25 protein-coding genes are annotated in these 21,428 nt (G+C 62.4%); 18 read left to right on the forward strand and 7 right to left on the reverse strand.

The genetic code is table 11. The annotated features are described in order from the left end of the window. Positions 1-140 precede the first annotated feature (140 nt). The 3 genes from ABID44_RS06540 to ABID44_RS06550 are packed head-to-tail and all read left to right on the forward strand — an operon-like array spanning position 141 to position 2,865. Entirely contained in the window at positions 141-668 is a 528-nt protein-coding gene (locus tag ABID44_RS06540) for a MarR family winged helix-turn-helix transcriptional regulator (RefSeq protein WP_354150884.1), read from the forward strand. A gap of 4 nt (positions 669-672) precedes the next feature. Then, positions 673-1,395 carry a response regulator gene (locus ABID44_RS06545; RefSeq protein ID WP_354150885.1) on the forward strand — a complete coding sequence of 241 codons (723 nt, stop codon included), beginning with the start codon at positions 673-675 and terminating at the stop codon, positions 1,393-1,395. Positions 1,396-1,452: 57 nt separating this feature from the next. Continuing rightward, positions 1,453-2,865, forward strand: coding sequence for an ATP-binding protein (locus ABID44_RS06550; protein ID WP_354150886.1), 1,413 nt, complete (start codon positions 1,453-1,455; stop codon positions 2,863-2,865). Between the two features lie 5 nt (positions 2,866-2,870). Here the strand turns inward: ABID44_RS06550 and ABID44_RS06555 are convergent, their stop codons facing one another. The 6 genes from ABID44_RS06555 to ABID44_RS06580 all read right to left on the reverse strand — a co-directional run bounded on the left by ABID44_RS06555 (position 2,871) and on the right by ABID44_RS06580 (position 7,366). Beyond that, on the reverse strand, positions 2,871-3,530 hold the full coding sequence (locus ABID44_RS06555) for a methionine ABC transporter permease (protein WP_354150887.1): 660 nt from the start codon (positions 3,528-3,530) through the stop codon (positions 2,871-2,873). Further along, positions 3,511-4,602 carry a methionine ABC transporter ATP-binding protein gene (locus ABID44_RS06560; protein ID WP_354150888.1) on the reverse strand — a complete coding sequence of 364 codons (1,092 nt, stop codon included), beginning with the start codon at positions 4,600-4,602 and terminating at the stop codon, positions 3,511-3,513. Before ABID44_RS06560 ends, ABID44_RS06555 begins: the two co-directional genes overlap by 20 nt. 187 nt (positions 4,603-4,789) lie before the next feature. After that, the gene (locus tag ABID44_RS06565; protein WP_354150889.1) at positions 4,790-5,638 is read right to left on the reverse strand and encodes a MetQ/NlpA family ABC transporter substrate-binding protein; all 849 of its coding nucleotides are present in this window, start codon (positions 5,636-5,638) and stop codon (positions 4,790-4,792) included. Positions 5,639-5,856: 218 nt separating this feature from the next. Further along, a complete protein-coding gene (locus ABID44_RS06570) occupies positions 5,857-6,216 on the reverse strand; it encodes a tRNA-binding protein (protein ID WP_354150890.1) in 360 nt (119 codons plus the stop codon). Positions 6,217-6,230: 14 nt separating this feature from the next. Next, entirely contained in the window at positions 6,231-6,731 is a 501-nt protein-coding gene (locus ABID44_RS06575; RefSeq protein WP_354150891.1) for a type III secretion system chaperone family protein, read from the reverse strand. A gap of 329 nt (positions 6,732-7,060) precedes the next feature. After that, positions 7,061-7,366, reverse strand: a complete 306-nt coding sequence (locus ABID44_RS06580; RefSeq protein WP_354150892.1) for an accessory factor UbiK family protein — start codon at positions 7,364-7,366, stop codon at positions 7,061-7,063. A gap of 182 nt (positions 7,367-7,548) precedes the next feature. Between ABID44_RS06580 and lgt the strand changes: the two genes are divergently transcribed. From lgt to ABID44_RS06635, 11 genes are all read left to right on the forward strand, one after another. After that, the gene (gene lgt / locus ABID44_RS06585; RefSeq protein WP_378226881.1) at positions 7,549-8,382 is read left to right on the forward strand and encodes a prolipoprotein diacylglyceryl transferase; all 834 of its coding nucleotides are present in this window, start codon (positions 7,549-7,551) and stop codon (positions 8,380-8,382) included. Further along, positions 8,379-9,467: a class I SAM-dependent methyltransferase gene (locus tag ABID44_RS06590; RefSeq protein WP_354150894.1), complete on the forward strand. Its 1,089-nt coding sequence runs from the start codon at positions 8,379-8,381 to the stop codon at positions 9,465-9,467. Before lgt ends, ABID44_RS06590 begins: the two co-directional genes overlap by 4 nt. A gap of 101 nt (positions 9,468-9,568) precedes the next feature. Then, on the forward strand, positions 9,569-10,360 hold the full coding sequence (gene pgeF, locus ABID44_RS06595; RefSeq protein ID WP_354150895.1) for a peptidoglycan editing factor PgeF: 792 nt from the start codon (positions 9,569-9,571) through the stop codon (positions 10,358-10,360). Positions 10,361-10,365: 5 nt separating this feature from the next. Further along, the gene (locus ABID44_RS06600) at positions 10,366-11,517 is read left to right on the forward strand and encodes a M24 family metallopeptidase (protein WP_354150896.1); all 1,152 of its coding nucleotides are present in this window, start codon (positions 10,366-10,368) and stop codon (positions 11,515-11,517) included. A 48-nt stretch (positions 11,518-11,565) separates the two neighbouring features. Further along, a complete protein-coding gene (locus ABID44_RS06605) occupies positions 11,566-12,126 on the forward strand; it encodes a hypothetical protein (RefSeq protein WP_354150897.1) in 561 nt (186 codons plus the stop codon). Positions 12,127-12,262: 136 nt separating this feature from the next. Then, positions 12,263-13,198, forward strand: coding sequence for a ribose-phosphate pyrophosphokinase (locus ABID44_RS06610; RefSeq protein WP_354150898.1), 936 nt, complete (start codon positions 12,263-12,265; stop codon positions 13,196-13,198). Positions 13,199-13,331: 133 nt separating this feature from the next. Then, positions 13,332-13,895: a YceI family protein gene (locus ABID44_RS06615; protein WP_354150899.1), complete on the forward strand. Its 564-nt coding sequence runs from the start codon at positions 13,332-13,334 to the stop codon at positions 13,893-13,895. 102 nt (positions 13,896-13,997) lie between these two features. Then, positions 13,998-14,393, forward strand: coding sequence for a COG4315 family predicted lipoprotein (locus ABID44_RS06620; RefSeq protein ID WP_354150900.1), 396 nt, complete (start codon positions 13,998-14,000; stop codon positions 14,391-14,393). Between the two features lie 5 nt (positions 14,394-14,398). Further along, a complete protein-coding gene (locus ABID44_RS06625) occupies positions 14,399-14,905 on the forward strand; it encodes a sigma-70 family RNA polymerase sigma factor (RefSeq protein ID WP_354150901.1) in 507 nt (168 codons plus the stop codon). After that, on the forward strand, positions 14,902-15,672 hold the full coding sequence (locus ABID44_RS06630; RefSeq protein ID WP_354150902.1) for an anti-sigma factor family protein: 771 nt from the start codon (positions 14,902-14,904) through the stop codon (positions 15,670-15,672). The genes ABID44_RS06625 and ABID44_RS06630 overlap by 4 nt, the downstream gene beginning before the upstream one ends. Positions 15,673-15,698: 26 nt before the next feature. Beyond that, positions 15,699-16,274: a cytochrome b gene (locus ABID44_RS06635; RefSeq protein WP_354150903.1), complete on the forward strand. Its 576-nt coding sequence runs from the start codon at positions 15,699-15,701 to the stop codon at positions 16,272-16,274. A 134-nt stretch (positions 16,275-16,408) separates the two neighbouring features. Here ABID44_RS06635 and ABID44_RS06640 read toward each other — a convergent pair whose 3' ends face one another. Continuing rightward, positions 16,409-17,293: an AraC family transcriptional regulator gene (locus ABID44_RS06640; RefSeq protein ID WP_354150904.1), complete on the reverse strand. Its 885-nt coding sequence runs from the start codon at positions 17,291-17,293 to the stop codon at positions 16,409-16,411. Between the two features lie 127 nt (positions 17,294-17,420). Between ABID44_RS06640 and ABID44_RS06645 the strand changes: the two genes are divergently transcribed. The 4 genes from ABID44_RS06645 (at position 17,421) to ychF (ending at position 21,409) form a co-directional block, all read left to right on the forward strand. Next, complete coding sequence (locus ABID44_RS06645) at positions 17,421-18,623, forward strand: MFS transporter (protein ID WP_354150990.1); 1,203 nt, start codon at positions 17,421-17,423, stop codon at positions 18,621-18,623. Positions 18,624-18,857: 234 nt separating this feature from the next. Continuing rightward, a complete protein-coding gene (locus tag ABID44_RS06650; protein WP_354150905.1) occupies positions 18,858-19,475 on the forward strand; it encodes a 50S ribosomal protein L25/general stress protein Ctc in 618 nt (205 codons plus the stop codon). 23 nt (positions 19,476-19,498) lie between these two features. After that, the gene (gene pth / locus ABID44_RS06655) at positions 19,499-20,227 is read left to right on the forward strand and encodes an aminoacyl-tRNA hydrolase (protein WP_354150906.1); all 729 of its coding nucleotides are present in this window, start codon (positions 19,499-19,501) and stop codon (positions 20,225-20,227) included. Between the two features lie 78 nt (positions 20,228-20,305). Beyond that, on the forward strand, positions 20,306-21,409 hold the full coding sequence (ychF, locus tag ABID44_RS06660) for a redox-regulated ATPase YchF (protein WP_354150907.1): 1,104 nt from the start codon (positions 20,306-20,308) through the stop codon (positions 21,407-21,409). The last annotated feature ends 19 nt before the right edge of the window (positions 21,410-21,428 follow it).

Genomic DNA, 21,428 nt, shown 5'->3' on the forward strand with positions numbered 1-21,428 from the left:
ATGACCATGGCAAACTCAGGAAGTTCCGGATTTCCGGCCCAGCCTTGCGTTTTCGGTCGCAATAAGCCCTAAAGCTTGTCAAAAATTATCAGCAGGCGCAGAATACGTCAATAGTGCTGACTTAATTGTTTGAGAGAAGCATGTTGAAGGAAAAAAACGGTGATGTGGCCCCGATCCGCGCGGCGGTGGCCAATGAAGACGGGATCGATTTTACGCTGATCGAGCTGTTCTTTTTCGCCTATCGCGACTTCACCTCCGATCCGGATCAGATGCTGGCCGACTATGGTTTCGGGCGGGCGCATCACAGGGTCCTGCACTTCGTCAATCGCCGGCCCGGCCTGACCGTCGCCGAACTGCTCGATGTCCTCAAGATCACCAAGCAATCCCTTGCGCGCGTTCTCAAGCAGTTGATTGATACGGATCACATCGTCCAGTTGCAGGGACCGCGCGACCGGCGACAACGCGAGCTCTATCCAACCGCCAGGGGTCGGGAGTTGGCGCTTGCCCTTTCGCGGCCACAGTCCCGCCGGATAGATGGCGCATTGACGGAGATGGAGGGCGGGAGCCGCAAGGCCATCGAGCAGTTCCTGAAAGCCATGGTCAATCCGGAACTGCGGGCGCAGATCGACGCAGACCCTTTGCATCGGATGGAAGAAAACCAGGAGTAGCGGCATGGAAGGCACCGAGAGGCTGAACCAGCAGGCCAATGCGCCGGATGACGACGCGTTTCACCTGCTGGTGGTCGATGACGACACCCGTATCCGCAACCTGCTCAGGCAATTCCTGACCGAGAACGGTTTTCGCGTCACCGTGGCCGGCACGGCGGCGGAAGCGCGCCGCAAGCTGGCGGGCCTCGATTTCGACCTCCTCGTGCTCGACGTGATGATGCCGGGCGAAAGCGGCGTCGAACTGACGAAATCGCTGCGCGCCGAGCGCGACGTTCCGATCCTGATGCTGACGGCCCTGTCCGAAACCGACAATCGCATCACCGGACTGGAGGCAGGGGCGGACGACTATCTGCCCAAGCCCTTCGATCCGCGCGAACTCATCCTGCGCGTCAACAACATCCTGCGGCGCGGCGGCCCCTCCTCGCCCCCGAAGGTGGAGCAGCTCGTATTCGGGCCCTACACCTTCCAGATCGCGAGGCGCGAACTGAAACGCGGCAGCGAAGTGCTGAAGCTGACGGACCGCGAGCAGGAAATCCTTGCCATCTTCGCCGAGCGGGCGGGCGAGACCATCCCGCGTCACGAACTGGTGGGCGAGGACTCGGAAGTTGGCGAGCGCACCATCGATGTGCAGATCAACCGGCTGCGCCGCAAGATCGAGCGCGACCCCTCCAACCCGGTGTGGCTGCAAACAGTTCGCGGTATTGGGTATCGGCTCAGCGTGGAATAGACTCAGCTTGACGGCCGCACAGTGGCCGACCTGAAGTCCAGCGCAGGCCGGAACCGAATGACGACGACAGAATTGCAAGGTCCGCCACCGGACAGCTTCCGTGCCCGCATCGAACGCGCCGCCGCGTCGGTGCGAAAGGCGTGGCGGCGCTTCTGGCGTCTCGTCTCGCTCTACATGCCGAAGCGGCTCTATGCCCGCTCGCTGATCATCATCATCGCGCCGATGATCCTGCTGCAATCGGTCATCGCGTTCGATTTCATGGAGCGCCACTGGCAGACGGTGACGCAACGCCTGTCGCAGGCCGTCACGCGCGACATCGCCGCCATCATCGACCTTCTGGAGACCTATCCCAACGAGGCGGACTACGCCAACGTTATCCGCATTGCGCAAGACCGGATGCAGCTCAAGGTCGATCTGCTTCCGCCGGAGCCCCTGCCGCCACCCGGTCCCAAGCCCTTCTTCTCAATTCTCGACCAGATCCTGTCGGAGGAGATCACCCGCCAGATCAATCGCCCGTTCTGGCTGGACACCGTCGGCAACTCCAACATCATCGAAGTACGCATCCAGCTCGAAGATAAGGTTTTGCGTGTCTTCGTGCGCCGCAGCCAGGCCTATGCCTCCAACACTCACATCTTCCTGCTGTGGATGGTCGGCACCTCGCTTGTGCTGCTGATGATCGCGATTCCCTTCCTGCGCAACCAGATCAGGCCGATTCTGGCATTGGCCGAAGCTGCCGAGAGTTTTGGCAAGGGGCGGCCCACGCCGCGCGACTTCCGCCCCCGCGGGGCCGAGGAAGTGCGGCGGGCGGGTTTCGCCTTCATGCAGATGCGCGAGCGCATCGAGCGCCAGATCGAGCAGCGCACCGCCATGCTCACCGGTGTGAGTCACGACCTGCGCACCATCCTCACCCGCTTCAAGCTGCAACTGGCGCTGACCCGCACCAAGGCCGATATCGAGGCATTGGGCAAGGATATAGACGACATGCAGTCGATGCTGGAAGGTTATATGGCCTTCGCGCGCGGGGAAGCCGCCGAGGATACGGGCCCATTCGACCTGGCGGCCTGCTTCCAGCGGCTGGAGGACGAGGCCAGGCTGCGCAAATGCAGGCTCAAGACATCGATTTCGGGAGCGCCGACCATACAGGTGCGCCCCAATGCTTTCTCCCGGCTGATGGCCAATGTGGCGGGCAACGCCATCCGCTACGCGAAATGCGTTGAGATCGAGGCCGAGCATGGCGATGGCTGGTTAACCATCACGATAAACGACGACGGGCCGGGCATTCCGCCCGGGAAGCGTGAGGAAGTGTTCAAGCCCTTCGTTCGGCTGGATGAAGCGCGCAATCTGGACGCCAGCGGCACCGGGCTTGGCCTGCCGATCGCGCGCGACATCGCCCGCAGCCATGGCGGCGATCTCACCTTCGAGGACAGTCCGCTGGGCGGCCTGTGCGCGCGGATCAGGATACCGGCGTGAAGCCGTCAGACGGCGCGACGGTCGAGCCGGGCGACCAGGCGGTCACCGGCCCATTGCAGGGCGCTGACCATGACGATCAGGACCGCGACCACCGCCACCATCACCGTGGTCTCGAATCGCTGGTAACCGTAGCGGATAGCGAGGTCGCCTAGCCCCCCTGCCCCGATGGCGCCAGCCATTGCCGAGGCCCCGACCAGCGTGACCAGCGTAACGGTAAAGCCCGCCACGATGCCCGGCATCGCTTCCGGCACCAGCACTTCGCGCACGATGGTCCAGCGCGTGCCACCCATGGCGCGCACCGCCTCGATCAGACCGCGATCGACTTCCCGCAACGACACTTCGGCGATACGGGCGTAGTAGGGCGTGGCGGCGATGGAGAGCGGAACGATGGCTGCCCATGTGCCGATCGACGTGCCGGCGATCAGTCGCGTGACCGGGATCAGAGCCACGAGCAGAATGATGAAGGGAACGGAGCGGAAGCCGTTGATCAGGGCGCCCAGTATGCGGTTGACCCACAGGTTTTCGGCTATGCCGCCCCGGTCGGTCACCACCAGGGCGAGCCCAAGCGGCAGGCCGAAGATGAAGGAAATCGCGCCGGAGGCGCCGGTCATCAGCACCGTTTCCCAAAGCGAGCGCAGGAAAAGGTCAATCATTGTCGAAGACATGGCCCAGCACCTCGACGCGGGCGCCGCGGCCCGTCAGGAATTTCACGGTTTGCGAAAGGTCCGGCTCGCCGGCCGGGACGGCGAGAAACAGCGTGCCCACCGGACGGCCCTGCACGCGCTCGATGCCGCCATGGATGAACCGGAACGAGCCGGCTTGCCCGCCAAGGTCGGCCAGCAGCGGCCCCAGCGCACCCTCGCCGGCGACATCCACGCGCAGCACCGCCTCGGACCCCAGGTTGGGCGAGAGTTTTTCGGCGATCTCCGCCGGCAATTGCGGGCGGATGCCCTGCAGCAGGCTCTTTGTGACTTCGGCCTGCGGGTCGGCGAACACTTTCCAGACCTCGCCCTCCTCAACGATGCGACCGGCATCGATAACGGCAACACGGTCGGCGATCGAGCGCACCACCTCCATCTCGTGGGTGATGAGAATGATGGTGAGGCCAAGCTGGCGGTTGATGTCCCTGAGCAGGACAAGAATGGAGCGCGTCGTCTCAGGATCGAGCGCCGAGGTCGCTTCGTCGGAGAGCAGAAGCGCCGGCCGCGCGGCGAGCGCACGCGCAATGCCAACGCGCTGCTTCTGCCCGCCCGAGAGTGAGGCCGGATAGGCTTTCGCCTTGCCGGCCAAACCCACCAGTTCGAGCAATTCCGCTGCGCGGCGCATACGCTCGGGCCTGGCCACGCCCTCGATCTTCAAAGGCAAGGCGACATTTTCCTCTACCGTTTTGGCGGACAGAAGGTTGAAATGCTGGAAGATCATGCCGGTGCGACGGCGCAGAGGCTGCAACTGCTTCTCGCCCAACCGGCCGATCTCGCGCCCCTCGATATGGACTTCGCCGGAATCCGGGCGTTCCAGTCCGTTCAGGCACCGGATCAACGTCGACTTGCCGGCCCCGCTGCGGCCAATAATGCCGATGATCTCGCCCTTGCCGACGGTAAGCGACACACCGTCCAGCGCGGCCGTCGGTCCGAAATGACGCTTGACGTCGACGAGGCGCACTACCGGCGAGCTGACCTGTCCCGCCGTCTCGGTAGCTGTATCGGCCGATGCGAGCGCCCTCACATGCTGGTTCATCTTGCCATCTTTCATGTGCCGGGATGCCATGGTGCCCTGCCGCCTCATGATGTTTCATGCGCAAACGCGGCCCACCGCTTGCGCCGCAGGCCGCCTTTTCTTGCGCCAAATCAGATGACCCGGCAATGGCCGTTCGATTTGTTGAGAAGGCGCGGCGCTCATTTAAGCGCCTCGCAAGCCTGTCAGATCAATAGGCAGAGACGCCAGACCCCTTGTAGATGCCGTCAAAGGCTTCCTTGACCGCATCGTTCTGGTAGGACTCGACCAGTTTCTTCACCCATGGCGCGTCCTTGTCCTCGGCGCGAACCGCGATGAAGTTGCGATAGGGGTTGTTCTCGATCGTCTCCTTGGCGATCTGGATATCAGCCGTCAGCCCGCTTTTCAGCGCCCAGTCCGTATTGACGACAGCACCATCAAGATCGTCCACCGCACGACCGACAATGCCGGCGTCAAGTTCCTTGATATCGAGCTTCTTCGGATTTTCATCGATATCGGCCACGGTGGCGAGAATGCCGGAACCCTCGCGCAACTTGATCAGGCCCGCATCCTCCAGCACCTTCAACGCCCGACCCTCGTTCGAGGGGTCGTTCGGCACGCCGATCACCGCGCCATCGGGCAACTCTTCGAGCGATTTGTGCTTCTTCGAATAAAGTCCGACCGGCCAAAGCGCCGTGTAGCCGGCAACCACGATCTTGTAGCCCTGCGTGGCGATCTGATTTTCGAGATAGGGTTCATGCTGGAAGGCGTTGGCGTCGATCTCGCCGCGCGCCAGCGCTTCGTTGGGCTGGGTATAGTCATTGAAGATGACCGTCTCCACCGTCAGACCGCTCTTTGCCGCCTGCTCCTTAACAGCAACCCAGGTGTCTTCCTCTTCGCCTGCCATGATACCGACCTTGATGGAGGTCTTGTCCTGCGCATGCACGGAAGGGATGAGCGTCAGCGTCGCAACGGTGAACACGGAAGCGGCAAGCGCGATGAACGCGGTGCGCCTGCCGGGAATCACGGCGACGCGCGAAGGGGTCTTGAAGATGGTCATTTCGGATCTCACAGGCCTTGATAGGGTAGCTTGCGGCGGCGCGTCTTGCGACGCCTGCCATATCCTCACAAATGATCAATTCTTTCTCAAAGGATACGGATCCCGAATCGAGCCGATCGTGAGAATTGAAATTCAAAATATGGCAGAATGGAAAAACTAAATACTAAATCGGCACGGAAGGCGGCGCCGCGGATTCCGGCAGAATCCACCCGGCGCAGTCAGTGAAGGCGGCTGCCGTTCGGGACCGGACGCTCGGTCGCACCCAGAACGATATCGCCATTCCCGTCGGAAAAACCGAGCGTCAGCACCTCGGACATGAACGGGCCGATCTGACGCGGCGGAAAATTCACCACTGCAAAAATCTGCCGTCCGACCAGAGCCTCGGGTGTGTAGTGGCGGGTGATCTGGGCCGAGGATTTCCGGACGCCGATATCCGGGCCGAAATCGATCTTCAGCTTGAAGGCCGGCTTGCGCGCTTCCGGAAAAGGCTCGGCCTCGACGATGGTGCCGGTCCTGATGTCGACCTTGTCGAAATCGGCAAAGGTGATCTCGGGCTTATGCGCCGCACCTGAACTCATTTCTGCACCAGCGCTTATGCGTTGCCATGCGTCTCGAACAGGACGCTCGCCAGCGCATCCTTCGCCGAAGTCCCCGACCAGACGACAAACTGGAACGCCTGAAAATAGCATTCACAGGCCTCCAGCGCCGAGGACAAAAGCACCTCGACCTGCTGGCTCGAGGGCTCGACGCCGCCGGCAAGAAGCAACGACTGCCGGAACATGATGGCGCCTTCCTGCTCCCACAGATCGAAATGGCCGAACAGCATCTGCTCGTTGATCAGCGACAGCAGGCGCATGACCTCCAACGCACGGTTTTCCGGCACCTTGATATCGAAGGCGCAGGCCAGATGCAGGGCCTCGAAATCCTCCATCCACGAGAAGGAGACGTGATACTCGGTCCAGCTCCCGGCAACCGAGATGGAGATTTCGTCGTCGCCGGCCCGCTCGAAAGACCAGTCATTGTTATGGGCGACCTGCTCGATCACATCCACCGGATGAATTTCGCGCGAGATTTCGAGTTCAAGGAGTTCCATTTAATACTTCCCGTCGTTCGCGAGAACGCCGCCACTCTCTCCATGGCGAACACTCCCAGACGAACCTTGTTATTTTTGAACTCGGACGGCCTGGACTGCTCGACGCAACAACAACCCATGACCGGACCCCACCGCCCGGCGCATGTTCGCCTTCACGAATCATGCAACAAATTCAGTGTATTGATCCGGAGTCGCGTGACCAGCCCAATTTTCGGCAAAGAGTCATTCGCATGTGGACAGTCGCCCGACGCCGGATTCACCGCCGGCGCGTAAGCGATTCATGACAAAGAGCTTTTCCAGAATCGCCCTTTGTGGAAAACTTTCTGAAATTATTTCTTTGCGCGGGGGGCAGACGCAGGCGCTGACTTCTCTGCGGCGGCGGCCAGCTCGGAAATTCTTGCCTCGAGCGCATCGATGCGTGCGGAAAGCCTTGCGTTTTCCTCACGCGCCTTGACCGCCATATCGCGCGCGGCCTCGAATTCTTCCCGCTGGACGATGTCCATGGAGTTGAGGATACGCTCCGCCTGCCCCCGGAACGCGGTTTCCACCTCGCGCCGCACGCCCTGCGCCGCGCCGGCGGCGTCGGTCATCAGCTTGGCGAATTCGTCCAGAATGCGGTTGGGTCCGGTTGACATGGCAGCACCTCACTTGGTCGATTTGACGTAGTGGCGATACGGCTTGAATGCAAGTGCGTCTGCACCCGCACCAGCACAATGGCGGCCACCGGCCTTCGCCGTCTTGACCATGACCCAACCCTGCATCATGGTCCGCGCCAACCCAACCACGCGAGGATACCGCGTTGAGCTTCGCCAGCCTGATGCCGATGGCCGCCCTGCCCTTTCCCGAGATCGATCCGGTCATTTTGCAGATCGGTCCGCTCGCCATCCACTGGTATGGCCTGGCCTATGTAGTCGGCATCGTCTTCGCATGGTGGTACGCCAAGCGACTCGTCTCGAATCCGCGCCTGTGGGCGGACGGGGCGTTGCCGATGAAGCCGCAGGATATCGATGATTTCGTGGTGTGGGCAGCGGTGGGCGTGGTTCTGGGCGGGCGCATCGGCTATGTGCTGTTCTACGATTTCGCCCGCTATCTCGCCAATCCGGCCGACATCTTCGCGCTGTGGCAGGGTGGCATGTCCTTCCATGGCGGCATTCTGGGCACCACCGTCGCCATGCTTCTTTTTGCCCGTTCGCGCGGCATCCACCCCTGGTCGCTTTTCGATGTGGTGGCGGCGGGCGTCCCGGTCGGGCTTGGGCTGGGACGGCTGGCGAACTTCATCAATTCCGAACTCTGGGGCCGCGTCTCGGACATGCCGTGGGCAGTTCTGTTTCCCAATGGCGGCCCTTTGCCTCGCCATCCGAGCCAGCTTTATGAAGGCCTGCTGGAAGGTGTGGTGCTGTTTTTGGTCCTGCGCCTGCTCATTCATTCGCGCCTGAAGCTGAAGACCCCGCGCTTCGTCTCCGGCGCGTTCATCTGCGGCTATGGCCTGTCGCGCATCTTTGTCGAGTTCTTCCGCGAGCCCGACGCCCATCTAGGCTACCTCGCCGGCAACTGGCTCACCATGGGCATGGTGCTGTCCGTTCCCATGGTGCTGATCGGCGTATGGGCGATGGCCACGGCGAAAGCATTGCCCCGGTCCGCTGAGGCATGACCGCGCTCAGGGAGCGTCTCGTCCGGCTTATCGCGACCGATGGCCCGATCCCGGTCAACGAATATATGGCGCTTTGCCTGCTCCATCCCGAACACGGCTATTACACGACGCGCGAGCCGTTCGGAACGAAAGGCGACTTTATCACCGCCCCCGAAGTCAGTCAGATGTTCGGGGAACTGGTTGCTGTCTGGCTCCATCAGGCGTGGGTCGCCAATGGACGTCCGCTTCCGGTCACCATAGCGGAAATCGGGCCGGGGCGCGGCACGCTGATGAAGGATATGCTGCGGACGTGGTCAAGGCTTGACCCCGCCTTTTTCGCAAACGCAAGCTTCGCCCTCATCGAGACCAGTCCGAGACTGGTGGAGATCCAGCGCAACACGCTGGGCGCGACGGCCGGGCGCATCGCATGGCGCGAAACGATCGCCACACTGCCCGGCACGCCGCTGCTCATCGTCGGCAACGAACTGTTCGACGCCATTCCGGTGCGCCAGTTCGTGCGCACCGCCGCCGGATGGCGCGAACGTATGGTCGGACTGGACGAGGCCGGCAATCTCGCTTTCTTCGCCGGAGCGGCCTCGCTGGACACTGCACTTCTTCCCGCGGATGCCGACAGTGCGTCGGAGGGCGACATCGTCGAGATTGCGCCTGCGCGCGCCGCGCTGATGGCGGATATCGCTGCGCACATCTCGGCACATGGCGGAGCCGGCCTGTTCATCGATTACGGTTATCTGGAGCCCGGTGTCGGCGACACTTTGCAGGCGTTGAAGGATCACGCCTATGACGACGTTCTGGCCCATCCCGGCGAGGCGGACCTCACCACCCATGTCGACTTCGCCGCCCTTGCCGATGCCGCAAACGCGCAGGGGCTGAAGACCTCGACCGCCACCCAGGGCGCTTTCCTGCTTGCCATGGGACTGGTGGAACGCGCCGGCCGGCTTGGCGCGCATGCCGATGAGGGCGGGCGTGAAGCGATCAGGTCGCAGGTCGGGCGGCTGGCCGGCCCCGATCAGATGGGTGACCTGTTCAAGGTGCTGGCCATGCTGCCGAAGACGGCGTCAGATGTGCCTTTTCCCTCGGGTGATTGACTTTTCACGGTCTCCCGCCCCACTCTGACAAGCTGTCACGCTTGCGGGTTCGCACACAGTCCCCGCTTGACGAAACGCTCTGCGGAGACAACAAAGCCCCAATGTCGAATCAGCAAAAGCCGGAACCGATCCGCTCTCCACTGCTGGAAAAAGCCGGGGTAAACGGCATACGGCACGGCTATTTCACCCGCACCGGCGGCGTGTCGGAAGGCATCTACCGCGGCCTCAACATCGGCACGGGCTCGCAGGACGACCAGACTCTGGTGACGGAGAATCGACGCCGCGTTGCAGAGTGGATGGGCGTTGCGCCCGATCATTTTCTTACCGTGCACCAAATTCATTCGCCTGATGTGATCGTCGCCCGCCAGCCTTTTCCTGACGAGCGACCGAAGGCGGACGCCATCGTCACCGATCGGCCCGGCATAGCAGTGGGCGCAGCGACCGCCGATTGCGGCCCTATCCTGTTCGCCGATGCGCAGGCCGGTGTCGTGGGAGCCGCCCATGCAGGCTGGAAAGGCGCCTTCACGGGCGTGATCGAGAACACGGTTGCGGCGATGGAAAGCCTTGGCGCCCGGCGCGACGGCATCGTGGCCGTGCTTGGGCCCTCGATCAGCAGCAGCAACTACGAGGTTGGTCCGGAATTTCGCGAACGCTTCGTCACGGCCGAGGCCGCCAACGAAAGCTGGTTCACGCCTTCCGGCAAACCGCACCATTTTCTCTTCGACCTCAACGGTTACACGGTGGAGCGCCTGCGCAACGCCGGTGTGACCGCCGAGGCGCTCGGTCGCTGCACCTATGCGGAAGAAGAGTTTTTCTATTCCTATCGCCGCACAACTCACCGCAGGGAGCCGGACTATGGCCGGCAGGTCTCGGCGATCGCTATCGAAGGGTGAACATCATGGCGCTGCATTTCGAACGCTCCGAATTCGATGCCCGACGCGACCGGCTCATGATCGAGATGGCGGAGCGCAAGCTCGACGCACTTTTGCTGTTCGCGCAGGAGAGCATGTATTGGCTGACCGGACATGACACGTTCGGCTTCTGCTTCTTCCAGTGCCTGGTGGTGAGGGCCGACGGCTCCATGACGTTGCTGACGCGTTCAGCCGATCTGCGGCAGGCGCGCCACACCTCCATCATCGACAACATCGTGCTGTGGACCGATCGCGAAGGTGCGAACCCGGCCATCGATCTGCGCAATCTGCTGAACGAGATGGATCTTCTGGGCGCTCGCATCGGCGTCGAATACGATACGCACGGCCTGACTGCACTGAACGGACGCAGGCTGGACGAACAGTTGCAGACCTTCGGCCAGATTTCCGATGCGTCCGGAATTGTGGGAAGGCTGCGCCTGTTCAAGAGCCCGGCGGAGATCGTCAAGGTGGAGAAAGCCGCTGCCTTGACCGACGATGCGCTGGACGCCGCCCTGCCCCTCATCCGGCAAGGCGGCGACGAGGCCGCGATACTGGCCGCCATGCAGGGGACCATTCTGGCCGGCGGCGGCGACTATCCAGCCAATGAATTCATCGTCGGATCGGGCCCGGACGCGCTTTTGTGCCGCTACAAGGCCGGCCGCCGCAAGCTCAACAAGAACGACCAGCTAACCCTGGAATGGGCCGGCGTCTTCCATCACTATCACGCGCCGATGATGCGCACCGTTTTGACCGGCAAGGTCTCCAGACGCCATCAGGAGCTTTACGACGCCGCCCTCGCCGCCCTTCTGGCTGTGGAAAAAGTACTCACGCCCGACAATACTTTCGGTGATGTCTTCGACGCTCACGCCCGCGCCATGGAAGCGCACGGCCTGACCAAACACAGGCTGAACGCCTGCGGCTATTCGGTGGGCGCACGCTTTTCGCCATCGTGGATGGACATGCCGATGTTCTATCAGGGCAATCCCGAGCCTATTGCGCCGAACATGACCCTGTTCGCCCACATGATAATCATGGACTCCGAAACCGAGACGGCGATGACGCTGGGTCGCACCTATCTGACCACGGAATCCCAGGCCCGGCCGCTTTCGCGCCATGATCTCGACTTGATCGTGAAGTGATACATTCCGTTCGGGAAGAAGTCCCGGGCGTGTGGAGTGTTGAGGGGCATGAGCCGAGCATCGTTGTCGACCGTGCTGTTCGCAGCGCTGTCCTTGTCGGCCTGTAACAGTTCAAGCGTGCTCGATCCGGCAGCCGTCGCCGCGCCGGGCCAGCAGGCCGAAACACCGCCTTCATCGACGGAAAACACCACGTCCTCGTCGGTCGCGACTGTACAGCCACCGGCGCGAAGCAGCCGGATTCGGCTTCAGGTCGCCCCTATCGTCGGTGCGTCGCTGGAAGCCGCCGGCCCTCTTATGGAAGAGTTGCAACAGCGCTCCCGCCAGCATGGCGTGGCGCTTGCCGGCAGTTCCGGCCAGAACGCGACCCATGTGCTGAAAGGCTATTTCTCGGTTCTGAACGAGGACGGCGCTGCTACCGTTGTGTATGTCTGGGATATCTATGATCCGGCAGGCAGCCGCCTGCATCGAATCTCCGGCCAGCAGAAGGCGCAGGCGGTGAATGGCGCGGAGGGCTGGCCCGGCGTCGCGCCGGACACCCTCAGGGCGATCGCCGATACGACGATGGATCAGCTCTCCAGATGGTTCCAGACGTCGACGGAGCAGGGCTAGCCTCCGACGTCCCCCATGTCCTGCAAGCCACAGCAAGGGCTGTTTCTTGGGATTGCGCCGGAAATCCGGTTGCCGGCGCTTGCAATACCGACCAAGGCGGCTAAAAACCCCCTAGATTTCTCTCCGGGGACAAGACATGAAACTTTTCGCGGGCAATTCCAATAGGGTGCTGGCCGAAGCGGTCGCCCGCTATCTGAACATCCCCCTCGGCAAGGCCAGCGTGCGCCGTTTTGCCGATGAGGAAATTTTCGTCGAAATTCAGGAAAACGTGCGCGGGGAGGATGTGTTCATTCTCCAGTCCACCTCCTATCCGACAAACGATCACCTGATGGAACTGCTCATCATGATCGACGCCTTCATGCGCTCCTCGGCGCGCCGCATCACGGCGGTCATCCCCTATTTCGGTTATGCGCGGCAGGATCGGCGGGCCTCTGGCCGCACGCCGATCTCGGCCAAGCTGGTGGCCAACATGATCACCCGCGCCGGCGCGTCCCGGGTGCTGACGCTCGATCTCCATGCCGGCCAGATCCAGGGCTTTTTCGACATCCCGACCGATAACCTGTTTTCGGTCCCGGTGATGGCGCGTGACGTGAAGGCCAAGTACAAGCAGCTCAACAACGTCATGGTTGTGTCACCCGACACCGGCGGCGTGGTCCGCGCTCGCGCGCTCGCCAAGCGCCTCGACGCCCAGCTCGCCATCGTCGACAAGCGCCGCGAGCGTCCCGGCGAATCGGAAGTCATGAACGTCATCGGCGACGTGCGCGGCAAGGATTGCCTGCTGATCGACGACATCGTCGATTCCGGTGGCACGCTTTGCAACGCCGCCGACGCCCTGCTGGAAAAGGGCGCCACCAGTGTCACCGCCTACATCACTCATGGCGTGCTTTCAGGCGCCGCGGCGGCGCGCATCGCCGGCTCGCAGTTGCAGGAACTGGTGATCACCGATTCCATCCAGCCGACGCAGACCGCGCTCGACGCCCATAACATCCGCACCATCACCATTGCCGATCTCCTCGGCGAAGCGATTTCGCGCACTGCCTCCGAGCAGTCGGTTTCCAGCCTGTTCGACTAAAGCGATTCCAGCCAGGGCATGCCTTCGCAATTCGCGAAAAGTGGAAATGCCCTGACGTTTCCGCCAGAATCCCCGGATTAAAACCCCGCCACCGGTGTTGTCGCCAACAGAGCTTCGGCACCGGGAGGTCATCATGGTCCGGACCATACTGCTGGCGAGCGTCCTGGCGCTGGTCTCTTCACCTTCGTTTGGCGAAAGCCTGTCCAGTGCGGGCGGCCGCTATGCGATAGCCCCCTCGTCGCGCATCGTCTTCAGCGTCGGCCAGATCGGCGGCGGCGGCATAGAAGGCCAGTTCCGGCAATTCTCTGGCACTTTCATCATCGACGCCGCGCGCGTCTCCCGCTCGGCGGTGTCTTTCACCCTGCGCCCCGCCAGCGTGCAGGCCGGTCAGCCCCGCATCACCAGCTTCCTGCGCTCGTCGGCCGTATTCGACGTGGACAATCACCCGGCCATCACCTTCAGGTCGATCAGGGTCACACAGACCGGGCCGCGCAGCGCCGTGGTCGAAGGCATGCTTTCGGCCAGAGGCGTAACTCGTCGGGAAAACTTCAACGTGGCGCTGCTGCGTCAGCAGGGGCGCGGCGTCTCCTTCCACGTCACCGGCGAGGTGTTGCGTTCTCCTTATGGCATGGACGTCGGAACGCCCATCTATTCTAATGTCGTGAAATTCGACATGACCGTCGAAGGACGCAGGTGATTGCGGAAAATATCCGGCCGCGTCGGGATTAAAGCCTTCCAGCCAGTGTTGATCTTCATGCGGGCGGCATCTTCGCGAGCAGACAATCAGGAGGAAAGCACCATGTCGGCAACTTCAAAACTTCTCGTCATCGCAACTATCGCACTCGGTCTTCCACTCGCCGCCCAGGCCGAGGACTATGCCGATGGCGCGATCAAGACCATGGAAACCAGCAAGGGCGAGGTCCTGACCGATGGCAAAGGCATGACGCTCTACACCTTCGACAAGGATGCGGAAAACACCTCGAACTGCTACGATGACTGCGCCGTGAAATGGCCGCCCCTGATGGCCGGGGCCTCCGCCACCGCCGAAGCGCCCTTCACGCTGGTGACCCGCAAGGACGGTTCCAGGCAATGGGCGCATAATGGCAAACCGCTCTATCTGTGGCAGGCGGACAAGGCGCCGGGCGATGTGACGGGAGACGGCGTCGGCGGCGTCTGGCATGTGGTGAAAGACTAGGACGCATGTCGCAATTCCTGGATCAGGTCGAAGACTGCGTGCCGGCGCTGCGGCGCTACGCACGCGCCCTTACCCACGATGCCGATCTGGCCGACGACCTGGTTCAGGATTGCCTTGAGCGGGCGATCCGCAAAAGCAGTCTGTGGCGGCCGACCGGGCCGCTCCGGGCATGGCTGTTCCGCATCCTGTTGAACATTCACCGTAACGATTTGCGGCACAGGCGTCGTATCCCTCAAAGCCTGCCGATCGGTGACCTTATGGTGGAGCCGCAAGCGCCAAGCTCCTCGCCCGGTCGGCTGGCCCTGGCCGAAACGGCGCGGGCAATGCAGCAACTGCCGGTCGAGCAGCGCGAGGCGCTGCTTTTAGTCGCCCTCGAAGGCTTCAGCTATACCGAAGCGGCGGCAATTCTGAAAATACCGGTCGGAACGCTGATGTCCCGGCTGGGAAGGGCGCGCACGGCGCTACGAAGCCTTACGGAGGAAGGCGGGCCGAAATTGAGGACATTGAAATGACCGGCGACAACAGCCCGATCACCGACAGCGACCTTCATGCCTATGCCGACGGACTTCTGGACGCAGGCCGCCGCGCCGAAGTTGAACGCCATCTGGTCGCCAACCCGGTCCTTGCCGATGACGTCGGCTATTGGAAAAGGCAAAGTGATACGCTGCACGAACTCTATAGCCATATCGGGCGCGAAACGCCGCCGCCCCGGCTTTCCGCGCATCACATCGCGCAAAGGATGAAACGGCAGACCTACGGTCGCTGGCGCATGGCCGCCGCCGCGATCCTCCTTGCGACGGCGGGCGTCATGGCGGGATGGTTCCTGCGCGACGTGACGCAAGGCCCGCTCGCCAGCAGTTCGCTGGTGAACGAGGCCTTTGCCGCGCACAGCCTCTATACGCGCGAGGTCCTCCACCCGGTGGAGGTCCGCGGCGACCAGGAAGCCCATTTGGCCACATGGCTGTCGAAACGGCTCGACCGCCCGCTCGTCATTCCGAACCTGCGCGCTGACGGTCTGTCGCTGGTAGGCGGACGACTGCTGCCGGCCAGTGGGGGCGCTGCCGCGCAATTCATGTATGAGGACGACGGCGGCCGGCGCGTCACGCTCTATATCGTGCCGATGCAGAACGGCAGGGAAACCTCCCTGCGCCACGTCGCCACCGGAGCCCTGGAGTCCTTTGCCTGGACGGAGGAGACGGTGGGCTGCGCGCTGGTTGGCGACCTGCCCCGCGAGCGGCTTCATGAGATCGCTGTGCGCGCCTACAGGCAATTGAGCTGAAGCGCCCGCGGCGCTGGGGAATATCCATGTGGCGCAACACGCATGATGGCTACGGACTGACGGCGCGGATTCTGCATTGGCTGATCGCACTGCTTTTCGCCTGCCAGTTGCCGCTGGGCTTCCTGACTCAGGCCGCCGCCCGTGACCCCGCGCTGCAATTCCAGCTCTACCAATGGCATAAGTCGCTTGGTTTCCTCATCCTGATGCTTGCGCTGCTCAGGCTCTTCTGGTGGATCGTCAGCATCAGGCCGTCCCCGCTTCCACGAACACGACGACTGGAAAGACTGGCGGCCTCGGCTGTCCATCGGCTGTTGCTCGTGCTGACTGTCCTGATTCCGCTGGCGGGCTGGGCCGTGGTGTCGGCCTCTCCGCTGGCGATACCCAGCTATGTCTTCAATCTGGTCGTCGTGCCAAATTTGCCGCTGGCGGCGTCGGATGCGGCGGAAGCGTTCTGGTCGCGCATCCATGCCGTGCTGGCTTATGGGGCGGGTCTGCTGGTGATCGGCCACGCCCTGGCGGCTTTGCAGCATCATTTCCTTCGCCATGACGACACGTTGCGGCGCATGATCCGCTCACCTCATAACCGCGACACTGCGAACTAACCTTCGACAGAACGTGGAAAAGCGGGCTGTCGTAGCGCCGGAGCCGCGAACATCGCTGCATCGAACCCGGTCGGGAGACGAAGAGACGCGGCTGGAGTTCGAGACCGCCGGCCCCTTCAACAACCGCATTCGTTTCAAGAAGGGATAGCCGGTTCACCCTCTTCCGGCCGGCCACGGAGCAGTGACCTGTCGGCTTCGCCCGACCGACGCAGATAGCTGCGCGGCGACGCCCCCAGCATGCGCCTGAACATGGTGGTGAAGGCCGGCACGCTGTCATAGCCGAGATCGAGGGCGACGCTGGTGACCGGCTCGCCATCGGCCAGCCTCGGCAGCGCCGCAAACAGCAATGCCTGCTGGCGCCATGTCGAAAGCGAAAGACCCATCTCGCGATGGAAGGTGCGCGTGAACGAGCGCCTGCTCATGCCCAGCCACGCCGCCCAGTCGTCAATCGTCGTATGCGGTGAAGGTTCGGCGAGAAATCGTCGGCACAGCGACGCAATGCGCGCATCGGAGGGAAACGGCAGCCCGAGCGGACGCTCCGGCAGGCGTGGAATTTCGTGAAGGATAAGGTTCAGGACCAATAACGCACGTTCCGATGGCTCTGCCTTGACAGGCAGTTTCACCGCTTCAACGATCAGGCTGCGCATGAGATCGCTGACTGCGACAACGCGCAAGCGGGCTGGCAATCCCTCAATCGCCTCCGGAACCACATAGACCGAACGCATGCTGACGTCGCCCAGCATCTCGACCGAGTGAACAATGCCGGCCGGTATCCACATGGCATGGTCGGGCGGCACGATCCATCGCCCGAAGCGGGTCTTGATCAGCACGACGCCGTGAATGGCGTGCAGCAACTGGGCCCGGCTGTGTTCATGATCGGGCACCCGGTAGCCGTCAGGATAGTCGCACGGCAAGGCGAGGATCTGATCGCTCGCCTGCTCCAGCCATTTCAGCCGGCGAGAGTGCATCTCAAAGAGATCGGCGCCCTGATCAGCCGAAACCATGTATCTGCTTGCCATTGGAATTGGCCCACTTGCGAAAGTGATGGACCAAACCACGAAAGAAAACGCTTTGCAACCGGACTATAAGCCCAGCTTGATCCTATATATTCCCGATTTCAGGGAGCCTGAAGTGACCGACACCGCCATGCCCGCCCAGAGCGTCCCCGCGACCAGCACGGCTTTCACCGTGATCCTGGCCGTAAGCCTTTGCCATGGCATCAACGACATCATGCAGTCGCTGCTTTCGGCGATCTATCCGCTGCTGAAAGACAATTACGGCCTCGACTTCTGGCAGATCGGACTGCTGACCTTCACCTTCCAGCTCACGGCTTCGCTGTTGCAACCTGTGGTCGGCATGATCACCGACAGGAAGCCAATGCCATTTTCGCTGCCGATGGGCATGACCGCCTCGCTGATCGGCCTGCTTGTCGTCGCCTATGCGGGCCACTACTGGGTGCTGCTCATCGGGGCTTCGCTGATCGGCATCGGCTCCTCGATATTCCACCCGGAATCCTCGCGCATCGCCCGTCTCGCCTCGGGCGGGCGTCATGGAATGGCGCAATCGCTGTTTCAGGTCGGCGGCAACGCCGGTCAGGCGATAGGACCGCTTCTGGCGGCTTTCATCGTGGTCCCGTATGGCCAGACGAGCGTTGCCTGGTTTGCGGCCGGTTCGCTGCTCGGCATCGTCGTCCTCTACCAGGTCGGCAACTGGTACAAGCGGTTGCAGGCAAGGATCGCGACAGGGACGAATTCGGCCGCAGCCATTCTGAAGCTGCCGCGCAAGCGGGTTATCTGGGCGCTTGTCGTCCTGACCATTCTGGTGCTGTCGAAAAACGCCTACATGGCCGGCATTTCCAGCTATTACACCTTCTACGTCATCGAGAAATTCGGCGTATCCGTGCAGATGTCGCAAATCCTGCTGTTCGCCTTCCTCGGCGCCTGCGCACTCGGCATCCTGCTCGGCGGCCCCTTCGGCGACCGTTTCGGCCAGAAGGCGATGATATGGTTCTCTATCGTCGGCGCCATCCCCTTCACGCTGGCGTTGCCCTACGCGAATTACGAATGGACGATCGTGCTCACGATCGTGATTGGCCTGATCATGTCGTCCGCCTTCTCCAACATCGTCGTATTCGCGCAGGAGCTTGTGCCCGGACGGGTCGGTATGATCGCCGGCATCTTCTTCGGCTTCGCCTTCGGCATGGGCGGCATCGCGGCGGCGATTCTGGGTGTGGTCGCGGACGCCAGGGGTATCGAATATGTGTACCGCGCCTGCTCCTTCCTGCCGCTGCTCGGGCTTCTCACCGTGTTTCTGCCCAACATGAAGCAGGCCCGGGCAATTCAGGCTTGAAATCGACGCGCAAGACCGCGGCGTTTTCGCCCGTGGTCTTGCGCGTAAAAGTCCCTTCCGCTATAGAGCCGCCAGCCGCGTAGACACCCTTGGAGGCAACGCGGTCGAAGCCCGCCTTCCCGTAACACTATCCCCTGCCATGCAGGAGGGTCGTGTTTCGGGACAGGCGTCTTCCACGTTTGCGCCCGGAATATTTTCGCCGCAGACGCTCCGCACACTATGAAAGGAAATGCCATGAGCACCAGCTACGAGCTCAAGGCCGAAGCGCGCGACAGGGTCGGTAAGGGGTCCGCCCGTGCCATTCGCCGCGAAGGCAAGATTCCCGCAGTCGTCTATGGCGACAAGCAGCCTCCCCTGGCCATCGCCGTGTCGTACAAGGACATCTTCTACAAGATCCATGGCGGCGGCTTCAGGACCACCGTTGCGACGATTGACGTCGATGGCAAGAAGATTCGCGTTCTGCCGAAGGACTACCAGCTCGATCCGATCCGCGATTTCCCGCTGCATGTCGACTTCCTGCGTGTCAGCGCCAAGACGGAAGTCAACGTCAACATTCCCGTGCAGTTCATCAACGAAGAGAAATCTCCGGGTCTCAAGCGCGGCGGCGTTCTGAACGTCGTGCGTCACGAGGTCGAATTCCTCTGCCCGGCCGACAAGATTCCGGACTCCATCGTCGTCGATCTGGAAGGCGTCGAGATTGGCGATGTGATCCACATCTCCAAGATCGCCGTGCCGGAAGGCATCACGCCAGTCATCGCCGATCGCGACTTCACCGTGGCGACCGTCGCCGGCTCCGCCGCCGCCAAGTCCGAGGCCGATGGCGAAGAGGCTGCGGACGGCGAAGAGAAATAATTCTCAACGCCCGGAGGCTGACGATGCTGCTCTTTGTGGGCCTCGGCAATCCGGGCGCGAAATATGCGAACAACCGGCACAATGTCGGCTTCATGGCGGCGGACGCGATTGCCCGCCGCCATTCCTTTTCGCCCTGGGCGCGCAAGTTCCAGGCCGAGATCGCTGAAGGCCGGCTCGAAGGCGAGAAGGTCCTTCTGGTCAAACCCCAGACCTTCATGAACCTCTCCGGCCAGTCCGTCGGCGAAGCGCTCCGCTTCTACAAGCTGGATCCATCCGCGGTCACCGTTTTCTACGACGAGATCGACCTCGAACCCGGCAAGGTGCGCGTGAAGAAGGGTGGCGGGGCCGGCGGCCACAATGGCATCCGCTCTCTCGACCAGCATATTGGCAAGGACTACCGCCGCGTGCGCATCGGCGTCGGCCATCCCGGCGTCAGGGAGATGGTGCACGGCCATGTGCTTGGAGATTTCTCCAAAAGCGACCGTGAATGGCTGGACGTGCTGATCGACGCGATCGGGAGCAATGCCGGCCTGATCGCCAGGGGCGACGATAATTCGTTCATGAACCGGGTGACGCTGACGCTGCGCGACAGGCTGCAGCCGGCCGGCGAGGAAGATACGCCTCCCCCGAAGAAAACGACGCCCAAGGCCCAGAGCCATATCACGCAGGCGCGCACCCAAGCGCCAAACATCAAGATTCCGGAAGATGGGCCGATGGCCGCCATGCTCAAGAAGTTGCTGGGCAAGGAATAACCCGTACGGCCTTGACGACCGGCCGCCGCATCGACCATAGCCGGGAATACTCCCCTAGCAGGACAGGATCAGGAAATCATGGGTTTCAAATGCGGCATCGTCGGCCTGCCCAATGTCGGCAAGTCAACGCTCTTCAACGCGCTGACCAGAACGGCCGCCGCGCAGGCCGCCAACTATCCTTTCTGCACGATCGAGCCCAACACCGGCGAGGTCGCGGTTCCTGACGCACGCCTGAAGAAGATTGCGGCGGCGGCAGGATCCAGGGAAATCATTCCGACCCGCATCTCTTTCGTCGATATCGCCGGCCTGGTGCGCGGCGCGTCCAAGGGCGAAGGCCTCGGCAACCAGTTCCTCGCCAATATCCGCGAGGTCGACGCCATCGTGCATGTGCTGCGCTGCTTCGAGGACGACGACATCACCCACGTCGAGGGCCGCATCGACCCGGTGGCCGACGCCGAAACGGTCGAGACCGAACTGATGCTCGCCGATCTGGAGAGCCTCGAACGACGCATCGTGCAGACCCGCAAGCGCGCCACCGGCAAGGACAAGGAGTCCATCACCCTCCTGCCGATGATGGAGAAGGCGCTGGAACTGTTGCAGGGCGGAAAACCCACCCGCGTGTTGCTTGACGGCATCGCGGCCGAGGATTTGCGCATTCTCAGGGGCCTCAACCTTCTGACCTCGCATCCGGTGCTCTATGTCTGCAATGTCGCCGAAAGCGACGCGGCCGGCGGCAACGAACACACCAGGGCCGTGGAGAAGATGGCCGAGGCGCAGGGCGCCCGCGTGGTCATCATTTCCGCAGCTATCGAGGCCGAAGTGGCGCAGTTGCCCGATGAGGAGGCGCAGGAGTTCCTGTCATCCATGGGGTTGGAGGAACCGGGCCTCGACCGCCTGATCCGGGCCGGCTACGAACTTTTGCACCTCATCACCTATTTCACCGCCGGTCCGAAGGAAACGCGTGCCTGGACCATCGAGCGCGGCACCAAGGCCCCACAGGCGGCCGGAGTCATCCACACCGATTTCGAGCGCGGTTTCATCCGGGCTCAGACTATCGCCTATGACGACTTCGTGACGCTCGGTGGCGAAGTGCCGGCCAAGGAAGCCGGCAAGGCCCGCGACGAGGGCAAGGAATATGTGGTTCAGGACGGCGACGTGGTGCTGTTCAGGTTCAACACCTGACCCGGCCGGGTTCAGCCGC

The organism is Aquamicrobium ahrensii, from assembly GCF_040545755.1.
GTDB classification, from domain to species: domain Bacteria; phylum Pseudomonadota; class Alphaproteobacteria; order Rhizobiales; family Rhizobiaceae; genus Mesorhizobium; species Mesorhizobium ahrensii.

What these genes read in the sequence shown, in the direction of transcription:
- ABID44_RS06540 (WP_354150884.1), top strand. Translation starts at nt 141, where the DNA reads ATGTTGAAGGAAAAAAACGGTGATGTGGCCCCGATCCGCGCGGCGGTG.
- ABID44_RS06545 (WP_354150885.1), top strand. Translation starts at nt 673, where the DNA reads ATGGAAGGCACCGAGAGGCTGAACCAGCAGGCCAATGCGCCGGATGAC.
- ABID44_RS06550 (WP_354150886.1), top strand. Translation starts at nt 1,453, where the DNA reads ATGACGACGACAGAATTGCAAGGTCCGCCACCGGACAGCTTCCGTGCC.
- ABID44_RS06555 (WP_354150887.1), bottom strand. Translation starts at nt 3,530, where the DNA reads ATGTCTTCGACAATGATTGACCTTTTCCTGCGCTCGCTTTGGGAAACG.
- ABID44_RS06560 (WP_354150888.1), bottom strand. Translation starts at nt 4,602, where the DNA reads ATGAACCAGCATGTGAGGGCGCTCGCATCGGCCGATACAGCTACCGAG.
- ABID44_RS06565 (WP_354150889.1), bottom strand. Translation starts at nt 5,638, where the DNA reads ATGACCATCTTCAAGACCCCTTCGCGCGTCGCCGTGATTCCCGGCAGG.
- ABID44_RS06570 (WP_354150890.1), bottom strand. Translation starts at nt 6,216, where the DNA reads ATGAGTTCAGGTGCGGCGCATAAGCCCGAGATCACCTTTGCCGATTTC.
- ABID44_RS06575 (WP_354150891.1), bottom strand. Translation starts at nt 6,731, where the DNA reads ATGGAACTCCTTGAACTCGAAATCTCGCGCGAAATTCATCCGGTGGAT.
- ABID44_RS06580 (WP_354150892.1), bottom strand. Translation starts at nt 7,366, where the DNA reads ATGTCAACCGGACCCAACCGCATTCTGGACGAATTCGCCAAGCTGATG.
- lgt (WP_378226881.1), top strand. Translation starts at nt 7,549, where the DNA reads ATGCCGATGGCCGCCCTGCCCTTTCCCGAGATCGATCCGGTCATTTTG.
- ABID44_RS06590 (WP_354150894.1), top strand. Translation starts at nt 8,379, where the DNA reads ATGACCGCGCTCAGGGAGCGTCTCGTCCGGCTTATCGCGACCGATGGC.
- pgeF (WP_354150895.1), top strand. Translation starts at nt 9,569, where the DNA reads ATGTCGAATCAGCAAAAGCCGGAACCGATCCGCTCTCCACTGCTGGAA.
- ABID44_RS06600 (WP_354150896.1), top strand. Translation starts at nt 10,366, where the DNA reads ATGGCGCTGCATTTCGAACGCTCCGAATTCGATGCCCGACGCGACCGG.
- ABID44_RS06605 (WP_354150897.1), top strand. Translation starts at nt 11,566, where the DNA reads ATGAGCCGAGCATCGTTGTCGACCGTGCTGTTCGCAGCGCTGTCCTTG.
- ABID44_RS06610 (WP_354150898.1), top strand. Translation starts at nt 12,263, where the DNA reads ATGAAACTTTTCGCGGGCAATTCCAATAGGGTGCTGGCCGAAGCGGTC.
- ABID44_RS06615 (WP_354150899.1), top strand. Translation starts at nt 13,332, where the DNA reads ATGGTCCGGACCATACTGCTGGCGAGCGTCCTGGCGCTGGTCTCTTCA.
- ABID44_RS06620 (WP_354150900.1), top strand. Translation starts at nt 13,998, where the DNA reads ATGTCGGCAACTTCAAAACTTCTCGTCATCGCAACTATCGCACTCGGT.
- ABID44_RS06625 (WP_354150901.1), top strand. Translation starts at nt 14,399, where the DNA reads ATGTCGCAATTCCTGGATCAGGTCGAAGACTGCGTGCCGGCGCTGCGG.
- ABID44_RS06630 (WP_354150902.1), top strand. Translation starts at nt 14,902, where the DNA reads ATGACCGGCGACAACAGCCCGATCACCGACAGCGACCTTCATGCCTAT.
- ABID44_RS06635 (WP_354150903.1), top strand. Translation starts at nt 15,699, where the DNA reads ATGTGGCGCAACACGCATGATGGCTACGGACTGACGGCGCGGATTCTG.
- ABID44_RS06640 (WP_354150904.1), bottom strand. Translation starts at nt 17,293, where the DNA reads ATGGCAAGCAGATACATGGTTTCGGCTGATCAGGGCGCCGATCTCTTT.
- ABID44_RS06645 (WP_354150990.1), top strand. Translation starts at nt 17,421, where the DNA reads ATGCCCGCCCAGAGCGTCCCCGCGACCAGCACGGCTTTCACCGTGATC.
- ABID44_RS06650 (WP_354150905.1), top strand. Translation starts at nt 18,858, where the DNA reads ATGAGCACCAGCTACGAGCTCAAGGCCGAAGCGCGCGACAGGGTCGGT.
- pth (WP_354150906.1), top strand. Translation starts at nt 19,499, where the DNA reads ATGCTGCTCTTTGTGGGCCTCGGCAATCCGGGCGCGAAATATGCGAAC.
- ychF (WP_354150907.1), top strand. Translation starts at nt 20,306, where the DNA reads ATGGGTTTCAAATGCGGCATCGTCGGCCTGCCCAATGTCGGCAAGTCA.